16 protein-coding genes are annotated in these 17,359 nt (G+C 66.8%); 9 read left to right on the top strand and 7 right to left on the bottom strand.

Going from position 1 to position 17,359, the window contains the following annotated elements:
- Window positions 1-55: 55 nt before the first annotated feature.
- The gene (gene sbcB, locus ACYCAX_RS04915; protein WP_460247504.1) at window positions 56-1,486 is read right to left on the bottom strand and encodes an exodeoxyribonuclease I; all 1,431 of its coding nucleotides are present in this window, start codon (window positions 1,484-1,486) and stop codon (window positions 56-58) included.
- Between the two features lie 304 nt (window positions 1,487-1,790).
- On the opposite strand from sbcB, the gene ACYCAX_RS04920 reads away from it, so the two are divergent.
- Genes ACYCAX_RS04920 through ACYCAX_RS04945 form a run of 6 tightly spaced genes read left to right on the top strand, consistent with a single transcriptional unit; the run spans window position 1,791 to window position 8,657 of the window.
- A complete protein-coding gene (locus ACYCAX_RS04920; RefSeq protein ID WP_051070449.1) occupies window positions 1,791-2,531 on the top strand; it encodes an RDD family protein in 741 nt (246 codons plus the stop codon).
- On the top strand, window positions 2,528-3,514 hold the full coding sequence (locus ACYCAX_RS04925) for a stage II sporulation protein M (RefSeq protein WP_015478777.1): 987 nt from the start codon (window positions 2,528-2,530) through the stop codon (window positions 3,512-3,514). The genes ACYCAX_RS04920 and ACYCAX_RS04925 overlap by 4 nt, the downstream gene beginning before the upstream one ends.
- Window positions 3,501-5,081 (top strand): DUF4129 domain-containing protein, encoded by a 1,581-nt coding sequence (locus ACYCAX_RS04930; protein WP_294975260.1) that lies wholly within the window; start codon window positions 3,501-3,503, stop codon window positions 5,079-5,081. Before ACYCAX_RS04925 ends, ACYCAX_RS04930 begins: the two co-directional genes overlap by 14 nt.
- The gene (locus ACYCAX_RS04935; protein ID WP_015478779.1) at window positions 5,078-6,325 is read left to right on the top strand and encodes a DUF4350 domain-containing protein; all 1,248 of its coding nucleotides are present in this window, start codon (window positions 5,078-5,080) and stop codon (window positions 6,323-6,325) included. Before ACYCAX_RS04930 ends, ACYCAX_RS04935 begins: the two co-directional genes overlap by 4 nt.
- Window positions 6,322-7,329, top strand: a complete 1,008-nt coding sequence (locus ACYCAX_RS04940) for an AAA family ATPase (RefSeq protein ID WP_294975255.1) — start codon at window positions 6,322-6,324, stop codon at window positions 7,327-7,329. The genes ACYCAX_RS04935 and ACYCAX_RS04940 overlap by 4 nt, the downstream gene beginning before the upstream one ends.
- Entirely contained in the window at window positions 7,326-8,657 is a 1,332-nt protein-coding gene (locus ACYCAX_RS04945) for a DUF58 domain-containing protein (protein WP_015478781.1), read from the top strand. The genes ACYCAX_RS04940 and ACYCAX_RS04945 overlap by 4 nt, the downstream gene beginning before the upstream one ends.
- Before the next feature lie 354 nt (window positions 8,658-9,011).
- Here ACYCAX_RS04945 and ACYCAX_RS04950 read toward each other — a convergent pair whose 3' ends face one another.
- The 3 genes from ACYCAX_RS04950 to ACYCAX_RS04960 all read right to left on the bottom strand — a co-directional run bounded on the left by ACYCAX_RS04950 (window position 9,012) and on the right by ACYCAX_RS04960 (window position 10,302).
- Window positions 9,012-9,371: a PilZ domain-containing protein gene (locus ACYCAX_RS04950; protein ID WP_015478782.1), complete on the bottom strand. Its 360-nt coding sequence runs from the start codon at window positions 9,369-9,371 to the stop codon at window positions 9,012-9,014.
- Window positions 9,372-9,431: 60 nt separating this feature from the next.
- A complete protein-coding gene (locus ACYCAX_RS04955) occupies window positions 9,432-9,854 on the bottom strand; it encodes a DUF4124 domain-containing protein (protein WP_015478783.1) in 423 nt (140 codons plus the stop codon).
- A 76-nt stretch (window positions 9,855-9,930) separates the two neighbouring features.
- A complete protein-coding gene (locus tag ACYCAX_RS04960; protein WP_015478784.1) occupies window positions 9,931-10,302 on the bottom strand; it encodes a tetratricopeptide repeat protein in 372 nt (123 codons plus the stop codon).
- 99 nt (window positions 10,303-10,401) lie between these two features.
- On the opposite strand from ACYCAX_RS04960, the gene ACYCAX_RS04965 reads away from it, so the two are divergent.
- The 3 genes from ACYCAX_RS04965 (at window position 10,402) to pyk (ending at window position 13,768) form a co-directional block, all read left to right on the top strand.
- The gene (locus ACYCAX_RS04965) at window positions 10,402-11,226 is read left to right on the top strand and encodes an outer membrane protein assembly factor BamD (RefSeq protein ID WP_460247505.1); all 825 of its coding nucleotides are present in this window, start codon (window positions 10,402-10,404) and stop codon (window positions 11,224-11,226) included.
- Window positions 11,227-11,316: 90 nt separating this feature from the next.
- Entirely contained in the window at window positions 11,317-12,225 is a 909-nt protein-coding gene (locus ACYCAX_RS04970; protein ID WP_294975246.1) for a universal stress protein, read from the top strand.
- Between the two features lie 91 nt (window positions 12,226-12,316).
- Window positions 12,317-13,768: a pyruvate kinase gene (gene pyk / locus ACYCAX_RS04975; protein ID WP_015478787.1), complete on the top strand. Its 1,452-nt coding sequence runs from the start codon at window positions 12,317-12,319 to the stop codon at window positions 13,766-13,768.
- A 551-nt stretch (window positions 13,769-14,319) separates the two neighbouring features.
- Here the strand turns inward: pyk and ACYCAX_RS04980 are convergent.
- The 3 genes from ACYCAX_RS04980 to ACYCAX_RS04990 are packed head-to-tail and all read right to left on the bottom strand — an operon-like array spanning window position 14,320 to window position 17,134.
- A complete protein-coding gene (locus ACYCAX_RS04980) occupies window positions 14,320-15,093 on the bottom strand; it encodes an enoyl-CoA hydratase-related protein (protein ID WP_460247506.1) in 774 nt (257 codons plus the stop codon).
- A 48-nt stretch (window positions 15,094-15,141) separates the two neighbouring features.
- Window positions 15,142-16,080: an iron-sulfur-binding ferredoxin reductase gene (locus ACYCAX_RS04985; protein ID WP_015478789.1), complete on the bottom strand. Its 939-nt coding sequence runs from the start codon at window positions 16,078-16,080 to the stop codon at window positions 15,142-15,144.
- Window positions 16,073-17,134, bottom strand: coding sequence for a GGDEF domain-containing protein (locus ACYCAX_RS04990; protein ID WP_294975235.1), 1,062 nt, complete (start codon window positions 17,132-17,134; stop codon window positions 16,073-16,075). The genes ACYCAX_RS04985 and ACYCAX_RS04990 overlap by 8 nt, the downstream gene beginning before the upstream one ends.
- Between the last annotated feature and the right edge of the window lie 225 nt (window positions 17,135-17,359).

Consider the following 17,359-nt stretch of genomic DNA (forward strand, 5'->3'; position numbering starts at 1 on the left):
TCGGGCAATAAAAAACGCCAGCCTTGTGCTGGCGTTTTTTATTGCCCGGCAAACGCTAGAGGCCATAGCGCTCGCGCAATGCGAGTGCATATTTCGCCCAGGCTTCGAGCACCGCGCGGTTTGCTGCGCCAGCATTACTCATCTGCTCGGCCATTGCGCTGTCGAAGTTCTCCAGAGTATTCGGAGCCCCCCATTCCGGCGCACTCAGGCGCTGACGGCAGAAGTCCAGCCATTGTTGCTGTTCGGTGGCAGACAAAGTTTCCGGAAAATTACGCGCACGGTATCGGAACAGAAGTTCAGGAAGTCGCGGGTCATCGAACGGCCATTGCTCTTTGGCCAGTCGGGCAGGATCTGCCTGACGCACCTGTTCGCACAATCGGCGGTCCCGGTCCCCGATAAATCCGTCATACAACTGCTGCTCAGGATCCTCGGACGCCGCGAAACTTTCCTCGGAATAGATCGGCGCAAGTTTCTCCTGCCAAAGCGCCTTGGCCTGGACCAGCTCCTGCGCACGCTTCAGGCATCCGTCCAGGTCCAGGCCAATACGTTCACGATCCTGCGGACGGAGTACGTTCAGCGGCGCCACTACCGGGCAGCGGTTGATATGCAGCAATTTCAGCGGCACCGGCAGTTCGCCTTCGGCCAGTTCATCCCGGCGCGTATACAGGCGCTGGCGCAACGCCTCGGCATCCAGTTCCAGCAGCGGCGACGGGTCCGCCGCCAGGTCGCAGACGATCAACGCGTTACGGTTACGCGGATGCCAGCCCAGCGGCAACACCACCGACAGGTAATGACGCGCCCCGGAGAAGCGCCCGGAGACATGCACCAGCGGCTCGTGCAGGCGGACCTGGTCCAGGACGCCCTGCTTGCTGCGCAGGCGGTAGAGATAGTCGTAAAGCCTGGGTTGGCGGTCACGGATCAGGCGGGCCAGGGCGAGGGTCGCACGCACGTCCGACAGCGCGTCGTGGGCCTGGCCGTGGTCGATGCCGTTGGCGGCGGTGAGGCGCTCCAGCTTCAGGCTGACCACACCCTCCTGTTCGGGCCAGACGATGCCTTCCGGGCGCAGCGCATAGCAGGTGCGCACCATGTCGATCAGGTCCCAGCGGCTGTTGCCGCCCTGCCATTCGCGGGCGTACGGGTCGAAGAAGTTCCGATAGAGGCTGTAGCGCGTCACCTCGTCGTCGAAGCGCAGGGTGTTGTAGCCCGCGACGCAGGTACCCGGCTGCGCCAGTTCGGCGTGCAGGCGGGTCATGAACTCCGCCTCGCCGAGACCCTGTTCCTCCAGCCGCTGCGGGACGATCCCGGTGACCAGGCAGGCCGCCGGGTGCGGGAGGATGTCGTCGCTGGGACGGCAATAGAGATTCAGCGGCTGGCCGATCTCGTTGAGGGCCTCGTCCGTGCGGATGCCGGCGACCTGCAAGGGCCGGTCGCGGCGCGGATCGATGCCGGTGGTTTCGTAGTCGTACCAGAAGAGGCTGGCGGTCATGGCGCGTGTCCTTGCCTGCGTGCAGATGCGCCGCAGTCTAACAGTGCGCATTGCCGCACTTCCAAACCACGGCGCCAGCCCGTGGCCAAAGGCCCTCTCGACCGTCGCGGAGCCCTGCGATCCGGCCCTGCCGCGAATGGCCGACGACGGCCTTTCGCTCCGGGCGATCCTCTGCCTCGACGGGCGCTTCCCGGCATGCCGCCGCAACCGAACCGATGCGAGTCTGCAATTCTCCGCCAGCGCGGTTGCCTCGCCGCACCGCGCTGGCTAGCATCAGCCTTTCAGCCATCGATAGCGACTCCCATTGACCGCAGCCGCCGCTCCACGCCCGGACATCCGTCCACCCAGCCCCGCGCTGGATACCCGCTACCACGTGGAAACGCCGGAAGGGATCGACCTGCTGCTGCGTCCCGCCGGGGTCATTCCGCGAGCGATCGCCTACCTGGTCGACCTGGGCATCCGCGCCCTGCTGATGTTCGCCCTGTTCATGGCGCTGGCCTTCCTCGGCCAGCTCGGCACCGGCCTCGGCCTGCTGCTCACCTTCGTCATGACCTGGTGGTACATGGTGCTCTTCGAAGTGCTCAACCAGGGCCGCTCGCCCGGCAAGCAGATGATGGGCCTACGCGTGGTCCACGATGACGGCACGCCCATCGGCTGGTCCGCCTCGCTGCTGCGCAACCTGCTGCGTTTCGCCGACATCCTGCCCTTCGGCTACACCCTGGGTCTGCTCAGTTGCCTGTCCAACCCGGCGTTCAAGCGCCTGGGCGATCTGGCCGCTGGCACGCTGGTGATCTACCGCGATCCGCCGCCGAGCCGTCCGCATCTGCCGGAGGTCCCGCCGCAGCGCGCGCCCTGGCCGCTGAACCTGGAGGAGCAGCGCGCACTGATGAGCTTCGCCGAACGCGCCGAGCACCTGTCCGCGGCACGGCGCGAAGAACTGGCCGGCATCCTCGCCGAGCCGCTGGGTGTCGCGCCCGAGCACGCGGAGGCACGACTCAACGCCATCGCCAGCGGGCTGCTGGGCAGCGGCCGGGGGACGCCATGAAGCAGGCCCTCTTCGAACAGCGCCACCAGGGTGCGTGGAAACGCTTCAGCAAGCGCCTGGAGCAACTGGAAAGCGGCAAGCGCCAGGAAACCTCTGAACGTCCCGAGGAATTTGCCGCGGATTACCGACGCATCTGCCAGCAACTGGCGCTGGCGCAGGAACGCGGCTACAGCAGCCACCTGATCGATCACCTGCAACAACTGGCCATGCGCGGGCACCAGCAGTTCTACCGGCACCGCAGCCATCTGGGCGCGCGCATCCTCGGTTTCATCACCGCCGGTTTCCCGCGCCTGGTGCGCGAGGAGTGGCGCTGCATCGCGGTGGCCAGCCTGCTGCTCTACGGCAGCCTGCTGCTGATGGGGCTGCTGGTCTACCACTTCCCCGACCTGGTCTACAGCGTGATGTCCCCCGAGCGGGTGGCCGACATGGAGTCCATGTACTCGCCGGAAACCGGGCGCCTGGGACCGATGGGCGAACGGGACACCGGCGACGACTGGAAGATGTTCGCCTTCTACATCATGAACAACATCGGCATCGCCTTTCAGACCTTCGCCAGCGGCCTGCTGTTCTGCCTGGGCAGCCTGTTCTTCCTGCTGTTCAACGGCCTGATGATCGGCGCGGTGGCCGGGCACCTGACCCAGGTGGGCTACATCGAGACCTTCTGGTCCTTCGTCATCGGCCACGGCGCCTTCGAGCTCACCGCCATCACCTTCGCCGGCGCCGCCGGCCTCAAGCTCGGCTGGGCGCTGCTGGCGCCCGGCCGCCTGAGCCGTCTCGACGCGCTGCGCCAGGCGGCGGCCCGGTCCGTACGGCTGGTGGGCGGGGTGATCCTGCTGTTGCTGATCGCCGCCTTCATCGAAGGCTACTGGTCCTCGGTCACGCAGTTCCCGGCGACCGTGAAGTACATCGTCGGTGCCTGCCTCTGGCTGCTGGTCGGTGGCTATTTCGTCTTTGCCGGACGGAGCCGTCATGCGCCTGACTGACGCCAGCGTCGCCATTCGTCCGCGCAGCCCGTGGGAAGCCCTGGACCTGGGCATTCTCCTGGCGCGCCGGCATGCCGGTCTGCTGATGGCCAGCTGGGCACTGGTCACCCTGCCGGTGTTCGCCGTGCTCAGCCTGCTGCTGTGGAACCATTCGGGCTGGGCGATCCTGCTGTTCTGGTGGCTCAAGCCGGCCTTCGAACGCCTGCCGCTGTACATCCTGTCGCGCGCCCTGTTCGGTGACACGCCCAGCCTCAGGCAGGCGCTGCGGGCGTTCCCCGGCCTGCTCAAGAGCCAACTGCTGCCCAGCCTGCTGTGGCGCCGCGCAAGCCCCACCCGCAGTTTCGACCTGCCGGTGCTACAGCTCGAAGGGCTCAAAGGCCAGGCCCGCAGCCAGCGCCTGGTGGTCCTCGGCCAGCGCAATGCCGGCGGCGCCACCTGGCTCACGGTGATCGGCATGCACTTCGAGCTGGCCTTGTGGCTCGGGCTGTCCGCTTTGCTCTACCTGCTGCTGCCGCAGCAGTGGGTTTCAGACTGGAAATGGCAATCGCTGATCAGCCTCGCCGACGGCGACTGGGCCTGGATGGAGCACCTGAGCAATCTTCTCTACGCACTGCTGCTGGTGGTCTGGGAACCGGTGTACGTGGCCTGCGGCTTCACCCTCTACCTGAACCGACGCAGCGAACTGGAAGCCTGGGACATCGAGTTGGTGCTGCGCCGCCTGCGCCAGCGCCTGATCGGCAGCGCCTACGCCCTGCTGCTGGTGGTCGCCGCCTGCCTGGCGCCACTGCCCGGTGCCAGCGTCCGGGCCGCCGAGCAACCCGGTTACAGCTGCCCTCTGCCCGACCAGGACCCCGGCGGCCCACAAGCCTCGCGCCTGCAGAACCAGGTGCTGAACAGCGAGCAGTCGCGGCACGCGGCCGAAGCCATCCTGGCGGCGCCGCCGTTCCGCAACAGCGAAACCGTGACCCGCTGGCGGCTGAGCGACCCCGACAAGGAGAAGAAGGCGTCCAGCGGCGACCAGGATCGGAACCTGGAGAACTTCTTCAAGGCACTGGAGCATTGGCAGGCGTTCAAGTCCATCGCGCAGATCATCGAGGTATTGCTGTGGGGCGCGCTGCTCAGCGTAGTCGTCCTGCTGATCTGGCGTTACCGCGAATGGCTGCGCCTGTTCGCCGGCCGCATCGGCCTGCCGCAGCACCCGCGCCGTGAAGTGCCGAGCGTGCTGTTCGGCCTGGAGCTGACCCCGGAAAGCCTTCCCGAGGACGTCGCCAGCGAGGCCGAGCGCCTCTGGGACGAGCAGCCGCGCGCCGCGCTGGGCCTGCTGTACCGCGCCCTGCTCAGCCGCCTGCTGCACGACTTCCGCCTGCCGCTGCGCGACTCCACCACCGAAGGCGAGGTGCTGGCGCGCGTGGAAACCCTCGACAACCCGCCTCTGGACAGCTTCGCCCGCAGCCTGACCCAGCACTGGCAAGCACTCGCCTACGGTCATCGCGCGCCCCAGGACGGCCTCAAGCAGCGACTGTGCGAGCAATGGCGCAGCCTGTTCGGCAACGAGGTGCGCGCATGAGGCGGCCCGTCGTCCTGCTCGCCACCCTCGCCGTCCTGCTGCTGCTCGGCGGCACCGGGTACTACCTCTACACGCATCTCAAGCCCTATCCCGAAACCATCGAGCACGGCGCCGCGCCGGAAGCCCGCGCCAATCCCTACCTGGCCGCCGAGTCCTACCTGCGCGGACGCGGCCTGGCGGTGAACACGGCCAAGGGGCTGGAAGCGCTCGACCGGTTGCCGAGCAAGGGCCACACACTGATCCTGCTCGGCAGCCGAGAAAACCTCACGCCGAAGCAGAGCGCACGCCTGCTCGACTGGGCCTCACGCGGCGGCCACCTGGTGGTCACCGCCGAACGCCTGTGGGACGAGGAGGAAGGCAAGAGCGGCGACCTGCTGCTCGATCGCCTGGGAGTGCAACAGTTCCTCACCGAGGACCTCGACAAGGACAAAGGCACCGCCCCAACGGAGGACAAGTCCGCCGTGGAGCCCTCGACCGAACAGCCAGTCGCCCCGGAAGTCCCCGAGAACGCCGACCCTGACCAGGAAGAAGACGCCTACCCCACGCTGACCAAGCTCTACCTGGAAAACGAAAAGGCGCCGGCCTACATCGATTTCGATACCGAGTACCACCTCTTCGACTCGAAGAACCTCGCCTACGCCTGGGCCAACAGCGCAAAGGCCACCCACCTGCTGCAACTGCAGCAGGACAAGGGCCTGATCACCGTACTGACCGACAACTGGATCTGGCAGAACGACCAACTGGGCGACTACGACAACGCCTGGCTGCTCTGGTACCTGACCCAGGACAGCAACGTGACCCTGGTCTATCGCGCCGACGGCGACAGCCTCTTCACCCTGCTGGCGCGCTACTTCCCGCAAGCGCTGGTCGCCTGCGCCCTGCTGCTGGCGCTCGCCCTGTGGCGCCAGGGATTGCGCCAGGGACCGCTGCAACCGAGCCCGGCGCGCGGTCGCCGGCAACTGGAAGAACACCTGCGCGCCGGCGCCGACTTCGTCCTCCGCCAGCGCGGCCAGATCGCCCTGCTGCAGGGGCTGCAGCGTGACATCCTGCGCCGCGCGCGACAGCGCCAGCCGGGCTTCGAACGCCTGCCCGTCGCCGAACAATGGCAGACCCTGGGCCGCATGACGCGGCTGTCGGTCAGCGCCATCAGCCAGGCCATGCGACCCTATCCGCAGCAACGCATGGCCATCGCCGAATTCACCCGCCAGGTCGCCCACCTGCAAAGCCTCAGGAATGCCCTATGAGCGAACAAACACCTGAACCCGCCAGCCCCTCCTCCAATCCGGCCGCCCAGCGCCAGCGCGCCAGCCAGTTGGCCCAGGCGCTGCGTCATGAACTGCAGAAGGCGCTGATCGGCCAGCAGGGTGTGATCGACGACGTGCTCACCGCGCTGCTCGCCGGCGGCCACGTCCTCATCGAAGGCGTTCCCGGCCTGGGCAAGACCCTGCTGGTGCGCGCCCTCGCCCGCTGCTTCGACGGCGGCTTCGCGCGCATCCAGTTCACCCCCGACCTGATGCCCAGCGACGTCACCGGCCATGCGGTCTACGACCTTGCCACCGAGCAGTTCAAGCTGCGCAAGGGGCCGGTGTTCACCCACCTGCTGCTGGCCGACGAGATCAACCGCGCGCCGGCCAAGACCCAGGCCGCCCTGCTGGAAGTCATGCAGGAACGCCAGGTCACCCTCGAAGGCCGCGCCCTGCCGGTGCCGCAGCCGTTCATGGTGCTGGCGACCCAGAACCCTATCGAGCAGGAAGGCACCTACCCGCTGCCCGAGGCGGAGCTGGACCGCTTCATGCTCAAGCTGCGCATCGACTACCCGCTGGAAGCCGAGGAGCAGACCCTGGTGCGCCAGGTCACCCGCTCCGCGCGCAGCGACATGCTCGACGTGGCGCCGATCCGTCCCCTGCTCAAGGAGAAGGACGTCATGGCGCTGCAGAAGATCGCCTCCGACCTGCCGATCGACGACCAGGTGCTGGACTACGCCGTACGTATCGCCCGCACTACCCGTAACTGGCCGGGCCTGGCCCTGGGCGCCGGACCGCGTGCGTCCATCGCGCTGGTGCGTTGCGCACGGGCGCGGGCGCTGCTGCGCAGTGGCGACTTCGTACTGCCGGACGACGTCAAGGGCAGCGCCCTGGCGGTGCTGCGCCATCGCGTGCGGCTGTCGCCGGAACTGGACATCGAGGGCCTGTCGGTGGACCAGGTGCTGCAACAACTGCTCGACCAGGTACCGGCGCCGCGCCTATGAAGCCATCGCGCGTCCTTCTCGCGCTGCTCGGCGTGCTGTTGGCCGTGGCCATCGCGCTGGGCACGGCGGCGGCCCTGGATATCCCGGCGCCGGCGCTGCTCGAGCGCCTCTGGTGGGGCGTCCTGTGCGCCCTGGCGCTGCTCGCACTGGTCGACGCCCTATGGCTGCGCCGCCTGCCCTCGCCGCGCCTGGAGCGGCAGATGAGCGGCAACCTGCCGCTGGGCCGCTGGAGCGAAGTGCGCCTGCAACTGCACCATCGCTACGCCCAGGTGCAGCGCGTGACCGTGTTCGATCACCTTCCCGGTGCGATGGACTTCGAGCACCTGCCGCAGGTGATCGAGCTACGGCCGGGCGAGCAGACCGAGCTGGGCTACCGCGTGCGCCCGCTGTCTCGCGGGCATTTCGTCTTCCCGCGCTGCGAAGTGGAACTGTCCAGCCCGCTACGCCTGTGGAAGGGCCGGCGTTATCTGGAAGAGCGCAGCGAAACCCGCGTCTACCCCGACTTCGCGCGCATCTACGGCGCCGAGCTGATGGCCGTGGACCACTGGCTGAACCGCATCGGCGTGCGCGCCGGGCAACGCCGCGGCCTGGGCCTGGAGTTCCACCAGCTGCGCGAATTTCGTGATGGCGACACGCTGCGGCAGATCGACTGGAAAGCCACCGCCCGCAAGCGCATGCCGATCGCCCGCGAATACCAGGACGAGCGCGACCAGCAGATTCTCTTCCTGCTCGACTGCGGGCGGCGCATGCGCAGCCACGACGGCGACCTGTCGCACTTCGACCACGCCCTCAACTCCAGCCTGCTGCTGGCCTATGTCGCGCTGCGCCAGGGCGATGCCGTGGGCCTGATGACCTTCGCCGGCGACCAGCCGCGCCACCTGCCGCCAGGCAAGGGCAGCGCGCAGTTGAGCGTGCTGCTCAATGCTGTCTACGACCTGGACAGCAGCCAGCGGGCGGCGGACTACGCGGCAGCGGTCCAGGCCGTGCTTACCCGCCAGCGCCGCCGCGCCCTGGTGGTGATCATCACCAACCTGCGCGATGAGGACGACGAGGACCTGGTCGCCGCGGTGAAACGCCTGGGCCGGCAACACCGGGTGCTGGTGGCCAGCCTGCGCGAAGAAGTGCTCGACCGGCTGCGGCAGTCCCCCGTGGAAGGGTACGAAGACGCGCTGGCCTACTGTGGCACGGTGGACTACCTGAACGCCCGCGCCGGGCTGCACGAGAAACTGCTCGCCCACGGCGTACCGGTGCTGGATGCGCGGCCCAGCCAACTCGGGCCGGAGCTGGTCAGCCGCTATCTGGGCTGGAAGAAGGCGGGGGCGTTATAGGGCGAGAGATTTTGTTTCGCCCTCTCGGCGCGAGCATCCCGTTCCGGAAGCGCTTTTCGTAGGAGCGAGCTTGCTCGCGAACCGCCCAGCATCGATGCGGCCTGGAAGCACTGTTCGCGAGCAAGAACTAGGCGTCCCCCTCGTTCCTACAGGGCCGCGGTCCTGCAAACGGATAAGAAAGGAACGCAGGCGTACAACCCTTCGCGGTTGTACGCCGATACACCGTGCTCAACCGGCGGCAACAGGGCCGAGCTCGGAGTGCACTGGGAACAAGGTTACGCCCTGCTCTGGCGACCGGAACTTCCGGCATCCTGCCTTTCGCTACCGCCAGGTCGGCTTAGCGCGTCCTGCGCTTCAGACCGACTCCACCTGACGGCGAAAACTGAAATAACGGCGTAGCGCATCGACCAGCTCGACGTACTCGATCGGCGGCGCCACCAGGCTGAAACCGGAGTCGAAGTTGCCTGGGTTGACGTCCTCGCGGCACCACTGGCAGGTCGCGGAAAACTCGATCAGTTGCAGCTTGCCGTCATGGCCGGGAATCTTCAGGCGCATGTCGAAACGGCCGCCCACCAGCATCGGCAGTTGGCTGATCAGCAACATCCCGTCCAGCGAGACATTGCCCAGGTAGCCCATCGGTTTGTCGGTGATGCTGTTGAACACCTTCAGGTAATAGGGCAGCTGATGGCGCTCTATGTGTCGTGAATGGCGCATAATGGCGTTTCGCTATGAGAGATCGTCCAGTATGACGATGCCGCCCGCTCAGGGCCAGTCCTAACGACAACCTTCCGCCAGGCGCGCTTCGAGCTCGCGACGAGCGGCGTCAATCTGTGCATCGCTGTAGTAGGTTCGTTCACCGTCGCTGCCCTTCGTGAAGTAGCGACCGCCCAGGCTGAGCGTATTCAGGTCATGCTGCCAGCGCGCGCACTGGGCGCTCAGCTCGGCCTGCTGCCGGACCGCCTTGGTCTGCGCGGCGGCCTGCTCGTCACGGCGGGCATCGTAGAACCGGCGGGTGCGCTCCTCCCGCTCGCGGGTCGCCGCATCACGCTCGACGACCTGGGGCTTCACTTCGATGCGCTGCGCCCCCGGCGGTGGGGTTTCGCTGAAATGCACCTTGCCCTGCGCGTCGGTCCAGCGATAGATGTCGGCGTAGACCAACAGGGGAAAACACCAGACGCAGAGCCACAGGGCGCGCATTCCAACCTCCTCCGTGAAGTCACTCCATGAGATTAGCCAGCGATCGGTACCGCTCAAGCTCAGCACCGACCGGCGGTCAGGGCGTGACTGGATAACTGCGCGCGGTATCGCCGGGCAGACGGCCATTCAGACGCAGCGTCTCCAGCCGGGCCTTGGCGCGGTAAGCATACTCGCTGGTCGGGTAACGGGCGATGATGAACTGGTAGGTCTGTGCGGCATCGACGAAAAACTTCTGCCGCTCCAGGCATTGCCCGCGCAACATGGATATCTCCGGCTGCAACCAGGGCCGCGCGCGGCTCTTGCGCTCGGTTTCCGAGAGCTCCAGCATGACTCGCTCGCAATCGCCGCTCTTGTACGAACGGTAGGCGTTGTTCAGGTGGTAATTCATCGACCAGCTGGTGCATCCGGTAACACTCAGGAGCAGCAGCAGGGTGGCCAGGGTTCGCATGGGCATATCCTCCGTTGGGAAGTGTATCGGCCCGTCTTGGCCGTACTGAAGCCCGCCACTAGACTCACGTGGACTTCGCCCTGGCGCAAAGGAGCTGCCATGCGTTTAGCCCATGCCCTCTCGATTGCCCTGCCGTTCGCCGTGCTGCTGCCCTGGCTCGCCGCCTGCGCCCCGACCACCCCGCTGTTCGTCGCGCAGATCACCACCGGCGAAGTCGCCGAATACAAGCAGTTGAAGAACAAGCGCATGACCGCCGCGGTGGAAGAGGAAGGCGACCTGCTGACCTACAGCGCCCAGGCCATCCGCGACAACAAGAGCGCCGAGGCCGAGAAGCTTTACCTGAGCGGCTACGACAACACCCGCTACAGCTCGGAAGTACGCGCCATCGCGCTGTACCAGATCGGCCTGATCTACATGAGCCGCTTCAACGACCAGCGCGACGATGCGAAGGCGCAGCAGTACTTCGAGCGCATCGACCGCGAGTTCCCCGGCACCCAGGCCGCCGCGCACGCCGACGCGCGCATCCTGATGATCCGCCAGCGCGCCAGGGACCCGGTGCAGAAGAACGCCCGCGAACTGCTGGCGGACTGGCAACCGCAGTACAACCTGGACCTGAACAAACCCAGCCTCGATCCGGACATGACCCTGTTGTCGCGCCGCGCGGTGCTCAAGGACCGCGTCGCCGAGGCCGCGCAGCTCTACCTGCTGGGCGCCAACGACCCGGCCATCCCGCCGGACATCCGCGAAAAGGCGCTGTACCAGCTCGGCCTGATGTACATGGCGCCGGACAACCCGCACGCCGACCGCAACCAGGCCATCGCCTACCTGCGCCGGCAACTCGCCGAGTTCCCCGACGGCGAGCTGGCCGAGAAAGGCGCACGCCACCTGGACCGAGTGCTGAACCAGACCTCACCGCGCAACTGACGACGGAACCCGACCACGCCGCTGACACAGGTCAAGCGGCAGTGTCTACGCTTGCACTGCAATGAGCGCAGACCGCGCGAGGACGCCGCCATGAACCTGAAGCACCTGCTCGTCATCATCGACCCCACCCGCGAGGACCAGCCCGCGCTCGCCCGCGCCCAGTGGATCGCCGAACGCAGCGGCGCCCGCCTGGAGCTGCTGGCCTGCGAGTTCAATCCCGCCCTGGACAATACCCTGCTGCTGGAGCAGAGCGATCTCGAGCGGGGCCGGCAGAGCCTGCTCGACGAACGCCTCGCCTGGCTGGAAAAACTCGCCGCCCCGCTGCGCCAGGCCGGCCTCGAAGTGAAATGCCAGGTACGCTGGGGCAAACCACTGCATCGGCAGATCGTCCTGCACTGCGAACAGAGCCAGCCCGACCTGGTACTCAAGTCGGCCCACCACCACAGCCTGCTCAGACGCCTGGTGCTGACCAATCATGACTGGCAACTGATCCGCCATTGCCCGCAGCCGCTATGGCTGGTGCAGCACGGCCAATGGCGCGGCGAACGCCTGTGCGCGGCACTCGACCCGCTGCACGCCAGCGACAAGCCGGCGGCGCTGGACCACCGCCTGATCGGCGTGGCCCGCGAGTTCGAACAACGCCTGAAACTCCAGGCGCACTACCTGCACGCCTACGTCGCGCTGCCGCACACCCTGGCGTTCAACGCCGAGCTGCTGGCCGACTATGACAACTATGTACGGCGCACCGAAACCCACCACCGTGAAGCCTTCGATGCCCTGCTGGCACAGTACCCGGCCATCGACCGGACCCGCACTCGGCTCGGCCAGGGCTTCGCCGAGGAAGTGATTCCCGCCTATGTGCGCGACAACGACATCGACCTGCTGCTGATGGGCGCGGTCGCCCGTGGACAGTTCGACAACGCGCTGATCGGCCAGACCGCCGAACGGGTGCTCGAAGAAGTGGAATGCGATCTGCTGGTGATCAGACCTGTCACCTGAAACAGAGTAAGATGGCGCCCTGGCTGCCCCAGAGCCGGCTCAGGATCCAGGGGCAGCCTGACCGCTGCTTGCTTTCCCCTAGGAGTCCCGCATGTCCCTTCGCCGCACCAAGATCGTCGCCACCCTCGGCCCAGCCAGCAACTCTCCCGAAGTGCTGGAACAGCTGATCCTCGCCGGGATCGACGTCGCCCGCCTGAACTTCTCCCACGGTACTCCCGACGAACACCGCGCCCGCGCCCAACTGGTGCGCGACATCGCCGCCAAGCACGGCCGCTTCGTAGCGCTGCTGGGCGACCTGCAGGGTCCGAAGATCCGCATCGCCAAGTTCGCCAACAAGCGCATCGAACTGGCGGTCGGCGACACCTTCCGCTTCTCCACCAGCCACCCGCGCACCGACGGCAACCAGCAAGTCGTCGGCATCGACTACCCGGACCTGGTCAAGGATTGCGGCATCGGCGACGAGCTGCTGCTGGACGACGGCCGTGTGGTCATGGTCGTGAAGGAAGTGAAAGCCGACGAACTGGTCTGCGAAGTACTGATCGGCGGCCCGCTGTCCGACCACAAGGGCATCAACCGCCGTGGCGGCGGCCTCACCGCGCCGGCCCTGACCGAGAAGGACAAGGCCGACATCAAGCTGGCCGCGAGCATGGACCTGGATTATGTCGCCGTGTCCTTCCCGCGTGACGCCAAGGACATGGAATACGCCCGTCGCCTGCTCACCGAAGCCGGCGGCAGCGCCTGGCTGGTGGCCAAGATCGAGCGCGCCGAAGCCGTGGCCGACGACGAAGCCCTGGACGGCCTGATCCGTGCCAGCGACGCGGTGATGGTGGCCCGTGGCGACCTCGGCGTGGAAATCGGCGATGCCGAACTGGTGGGCATCCAGAAGAAGATCATTCTGCACGCGCGCCGCTACAACAAGGCGGTGATCACCGCGACCCAGATGATGGAGTCGATGATCCACAACCCGATGCCGACCCGCGCGGAAGTCTCCGACGTAGCCAACGCCGTGCTCGACTACACCGACGCCGTGATGCTCTCGGCCGAATCCGCCGCCGGCGAATACCCGGTGGAAGCGGTCAAGGCGATGGCGCGCATCTGCGCCGGCGCCGAGAAGCACCCGACCACCAAGAAGTCCAGCCACCGTATCGGCCAGACCTTCGAGCGCTGCGACGAAAGCATCGCCCTGGCGGCCATGTACACCGCCAACCACTTCCCGGGCATCAAGGCGATCATCTGCCTGACCGAAAGCGGTTACACCCCGCTGATCATGTCGCGCATCCGTTCCTCGGTACCGATCTTCGCCTACTCCCCGCACCGCGAGACCCAGGCCCGCGTGGCGCTGTTCCGTGGCGTGGAAACCATCCCCTTCGACCCGGCCGCCCTGCCGCCGGAACGTGTCAGCCAGGAAGCCGTCGACGCGCTGCTGCAGCGTGGCGTGGTGACCAAGGGTGACTGGGTGATCCTGACCAAGGGCGACAGCTACACCGCCCAGGGCGGCACCAACACCATGAAGGTGTTGCACGTGGGTGACCTGCTGGTCTGATCTCGGCCAATACAAGAAGCCGCCCCTCGGGGCGGCTTTTTCATGTCCATAGCGCAGATCCACGGGACTGTAGAAGCGAGCTTGCTCGCGAACCGGGCTCGCCGGAGATTCTATGGCTGGGCTGTTCGCGAGCAAGCTCGCTCCTACAAAGAGCCGCTCGCCAGATGCCCACTGGCAGCTCAATTCTTGCTCAATCTGCTTCAAGCCGCGTGGAGTCGGAACTGCAGCGGTTGCACCAGAGCTTATCCACAACGCCTTCCACACCTTATGTGGGCAACCTGCCGGACGTCGCTCAAATACCGCTCAATCCCCTGCAGGTCACGGCTGACGTGGGTTCGCCGGGTTGCCCCAGAGCTTATCCACAGTGCATTCCACAGATTGTGTGGGCAACATGGGCGCGGGATGTCCGACGTAGATGCTATGCGCGCCACAGCACCGTAGGAGCGAGCTTGCTCGCGAACGGACTTCCCGGCGACACAAGCGCCGGACAGTTCGCGAGCAAGGACTGGGGGCCCCCTCGGTCCTACAAGGGCCTCATCAGGGCGGGGCCCTTACAGGAACTTCGAAAAATCCGGCTGGCGGCGCTGGGTGAAGGCGCTCAGCGCCTCCTGGGCTTCCGGCGAGTGCAGGCGCTCGACGAAGAGTTGCCCCTCCTCCACCACCACCCGGCGCAATTCCTCGATGTACGGCGCCTTGAGCAGACGCTTGCTCAGCACCACCGCCGCCGGCGGCAGTTGCTGCAACGCCTGGCAAACCTCGCGGGCACGCTCGATGGCGGCGGCGCCGTCGGCCAGCGCTTCGTTGGCGATGCCGAATGCCACCGCCTGCTCACCGCTGAAACCTTCGCCGCGCATCAGCAGGCTGGCGGCCTTCACCGGGCCGACCAGACGCGGCACCAGGAAGCTGGAGCCGAACTCCGGGCACAGGCCAAGATTGACGAAGGGCATCTTGAACTTGCTGCCCTGGGCGACGAAGACCTGGTCGCAGTGCAGCAGCAGGGTGGTGCCGATGCCCACGGCGGGGCCGGCCACCGCCGCGACCACCGGCTTGGTGAAGTCCATCAGCGCGCGCATGAAGCGGAACACCGGACTGTCCGGGCCGCTGGGCGGCTGCTGGAGGAAATCGACGATATCGTTGCCACTGGTGAAGCACTCGGCGCCGCCGGTGATCAGTACCACGCGCACGGAACGGTCCGCCTGCGCCGCCTCCAGGGCTTCGGACAGGGCGGAATACATGGTGCGGGTCAGCGCATTCATCTTGTCCGGACGGTTCAGGCGCAAGGTCAGCAAGCCTTGCTCGCGCTCGACGAGAATCTGTTCGCTCATGGCAATTCCTTGTTATTGGACTTTTTCTATTGGGGCCGCGCGCCCGCTTCAGGCGTGGGGCAGGAACAGGTCGGCCAGCGTCTGGCCACGCGGTACGCCGCAAAGGTAGAGGCGGCGCGCGAAGGCATCGACACTGTCGGGATGGCCGCAGAGTAAGGCGAGGGTTCGCCGCGAAACAAGCTGGAGTTGCGCCAAAACTTCGGCCGACTCGGCCGCAGTCATCAGCGTGACCTCCAGCGCCGGGCGCGCCGTGGCAAGCGCGCGCAGCGGTTCGGCGAGGTAGTGGCCGGCGCTGTCATGGGCCTGGTGAATGATCCGGATGGGCCCGGCATGATGCTGGCGCAGCGCCTCGCGCAGCACACCCCAGAGCGGCGCAAGGCCGGTACCGGAGGCCATCAGCAACAGCGGCTGCTCGTGCCATTCCGGGTCATAGTGCAAGGCGCCGCCGCGCAGTTCGCCCAGGCGTACGCTGTCGCCCGCCTTCAGCCGGCGGGCGAAGTCGCTGAATGCGCCGGGCAGGCGGCAATCGATGTGAAACTCCAGCCAGGGATCGACGCCCGGCAGGCTGGCCAGCGAATACGGCCGCGCCACGCCTTCGGCGCTCCAGAGGACCAGGTGTTGCCCGGCGCGGTAGCGCAGCGGACGTTGTGGAGTGAGGCGAAGACGCAGCACGTCCGGCGCCGGCCAGTCCAGCTCGGCGACGCTGGCGGGCAAGCCGTCGCGCTGCGGATCGAAGACCTCCACGGCCAGGTCTTCGATGACCCGGCACTGGCACGACAGCCGCCAGCCTTCATCGCGCCGCGCGGCATCCAGCGCCTCGGGCTGCGCGTCGAGCACCTCGCCCCGGCTGCAGCGCACCAGGCAGGCATGGCAGCTCCCCGCACGGCAGCTGTACGGCACGGCGACGCCCGCTTCACGCAAGGCATCCAGCAGATTGACACCGGGTTGCACCGTCCAGCGTTGCGCTCCGGCCTGGAGTTCAGGCACGCATCCACTCCCATGCGGCATCGCAGCGGTTACGTCCGCTGCGTTTCGCACGGTAGAGCGCCTGGTCGGCCCGTTGCAAGGCCTCGTCGAGGTCGTCGCAGGGCTCCAGCAGGGTCATCCCCACCGACAGGCTCAGCACTTCGATGTTCACCCCCACCGGTTCGGCGGCGGCATAGGCCGTGCGCAGCCGCTCGCAACAGGAGGTCAGGCGGTCGGCATCGGCGTTGGGCAGCAGCAGGACGAACTCCTCGCCGCCGTAGCGCGCCAGGATGTCGCCCTCGCGCAGGCAGGCCCGCGCCACCGCGGCGAAGGTCTGCAGCACGCGGTCACCGGCGGCATGGCCGTGGATGTCGTTGATGCGCTTGAAGTGGTCCAGGTCGATCAGCGCCAGGCCGTGGCGCTGGCTTGCGCGCATGCCGTCCAGCGCGCGGCCGGCCAGGCGCAGGAAGTGGCGGCGATTGTACAGGCCGGTCAGCTCGTCGGTGGCCACCAGGTCTTCCAGTTGGCGCATCATCCCGCGCAGGGTGTCCTGGTGCGCCTGCAACGCGTAGCGGCGCTGGCGCATGCGTTGACGCAGCGCCTGGACATAGCCGGCGAACAGGCTGAGCCAGGCCAGCACGATGAACAGCACCAGCAGTTGCAGGACCGCCTGGGCGGGCAGTGCGAGGCGCTGCCCGAAGGCTTCCCACAGGTTCAGGCCGGCGAAGGCAATGAACGCCAGCGCCGCGCAACGTGCGAACACCCTGGGCTGCAACTGGAATACGCCGAACAGCAGGATCAGCACGTAGAACACCATCAGGGTGCCCCGCGCGGTATCGACATTGGCGAGGAACAGGGTGTGCCAGAAAATCGCCACCAGCACCTGCGGTTCGGTCAGGCTGGGGTCGGAGAAGCGCCGGTTGCGTCCGCTGAGGAATAGCCAGAAAAGCACCAGTTGGCTCCCCGCTACCCACAGCGTGGCACCCAGCGCGAAGGCGACGGTGCCCCGGAAGAACTCGCCGAACACAGCCATCCACAGCAATAGCAGCGCCAGCGCATAAGTCCCGACGGCCATGCCGAATCGCCTGATGAGTAGTTTTTGTAAGGCGCGCTGTTTCAGCAGTGTGCTCATGGGGCTCCATCCCGTAATGGCACATGGCTTACAATTTACTAGCAAAGCGCCTGAATGCCTAGCCGACCGGAATGTGGGCGATGACAGGCCATCTGGGACCAAGGTCGGATCACTGGCGCGTGCGCGGCAAGCGGCCGCAGCGGTATACTACGGCGCCTTTTTTCGCCG

Source organism: Pseudomonas sp. MT3, assembly GCF_054720805.1.

Excerpts from the sequence above, each read along its gene's own strand:
- sbcB (WP_460247504.1), bottom strand. The coding sequence starts at position 1,486 with ATGACCGCCAGCCTCTTCTGGTACGACTACGAAACCACCGGCATCGAT.
- ACYCAX_RS04925 (WP_015478777.1), top strand. The coding sequence starts at position 2,528 with ATGAAGCAGGCCCTCTTCGAACAGCGCCACCAGGGTGCGTGGAAACGC.
- ACYCAX_RS04930 (WP_294975260.1), top strand. The coding sequence starts at position 3,501 with ATGCGCCTGACTGACGCCAGCGTCGCCATTCGTCCGCGCAGCCCGTGG.
- ACYCAX_RS04935 (WP_015478779.1), top strand. The coding sequence starts at position 5,078 with ATGAGGCGGCCCGTCGTCCTGCTCGCCACCCTCGCCGTCCTGCTGCTG.
- ACYCAX_RS04940 (WP_294975255.1), top strand. The coding sequence starts at position 6,322 with ATGAGCGAACAAACACCTGAACCCGCCAGCCCCTCCTCCAATCCGGCC.
- ACYCAX_RS04945 (WP_015478781.1), top strand. The coding sequence starts at position 7,326 with ATGAAGCCATCGCGCGTCCTTCTCGCGCTGCTCGGCGTGCTGTTGGCC.
- ACYCAX_RS04950 (WP_015478782.1), bottom strand. The coding sequence starts at position 9,371 with ATGCGCCATTCACGACACATAGAGCGCCATCAGCTGCCCTATTACCTG.
- ACYCAX_RS04955 (WP_015478783.1), bottom strand. The coding sequence starts at position 9,854 with ATGCGCGCCCTGTGGCTCTGCGTCTGGTGTTTTCCCCTGTTGGTCTAC.
- ACYCAX_RS04960 (WP_015478784.1), bottom strand. The coding sequence starts at position 10,302 with ATGCGAACCCTGGCCACCCTGCTGCTGCTCCTGAGTGTTACCGGATGC.
- ACYCAX_RS04965 (WP_460247505.1), top strand. The coding sequence starts at position 10,402 with ATGCGTTTAGCCCATGCCCTCTCGATTGCCCTGCCGTTCGCCGTGCTG.
- ACYCAX_RS04970 (WP_294975246.1), top strand. The coding sequence starts at position 11,317 with ATGAACCTGAAGCACCTGCTCGTCATCATCGACCCCACCCGCGAGGAC.
- pyk (WP_015478787.1), top strand. The coding sequence starts at position 12,317 with ATGTCCCTTCGCCGCACCAAGATCGTCGCCACCCTCGGCCCAGCCAGC.
- ACYCAX_RS04980 (WP_460247506.1), bottom strand. The coding sequence starts at position 15,093 with ATGAGCGAACAGATTCTCGTCGAGCGCGAGCAAGGCTTGCTGACCTTG.
- ACYCAX_RS04990 (WP_294975235.1), bottom strand. The coding sequence starts at position 17,134 with ATGGCCGTCGGGACTTATGCGCTGGCGCTGCTATTGCTGTGGATGGCT.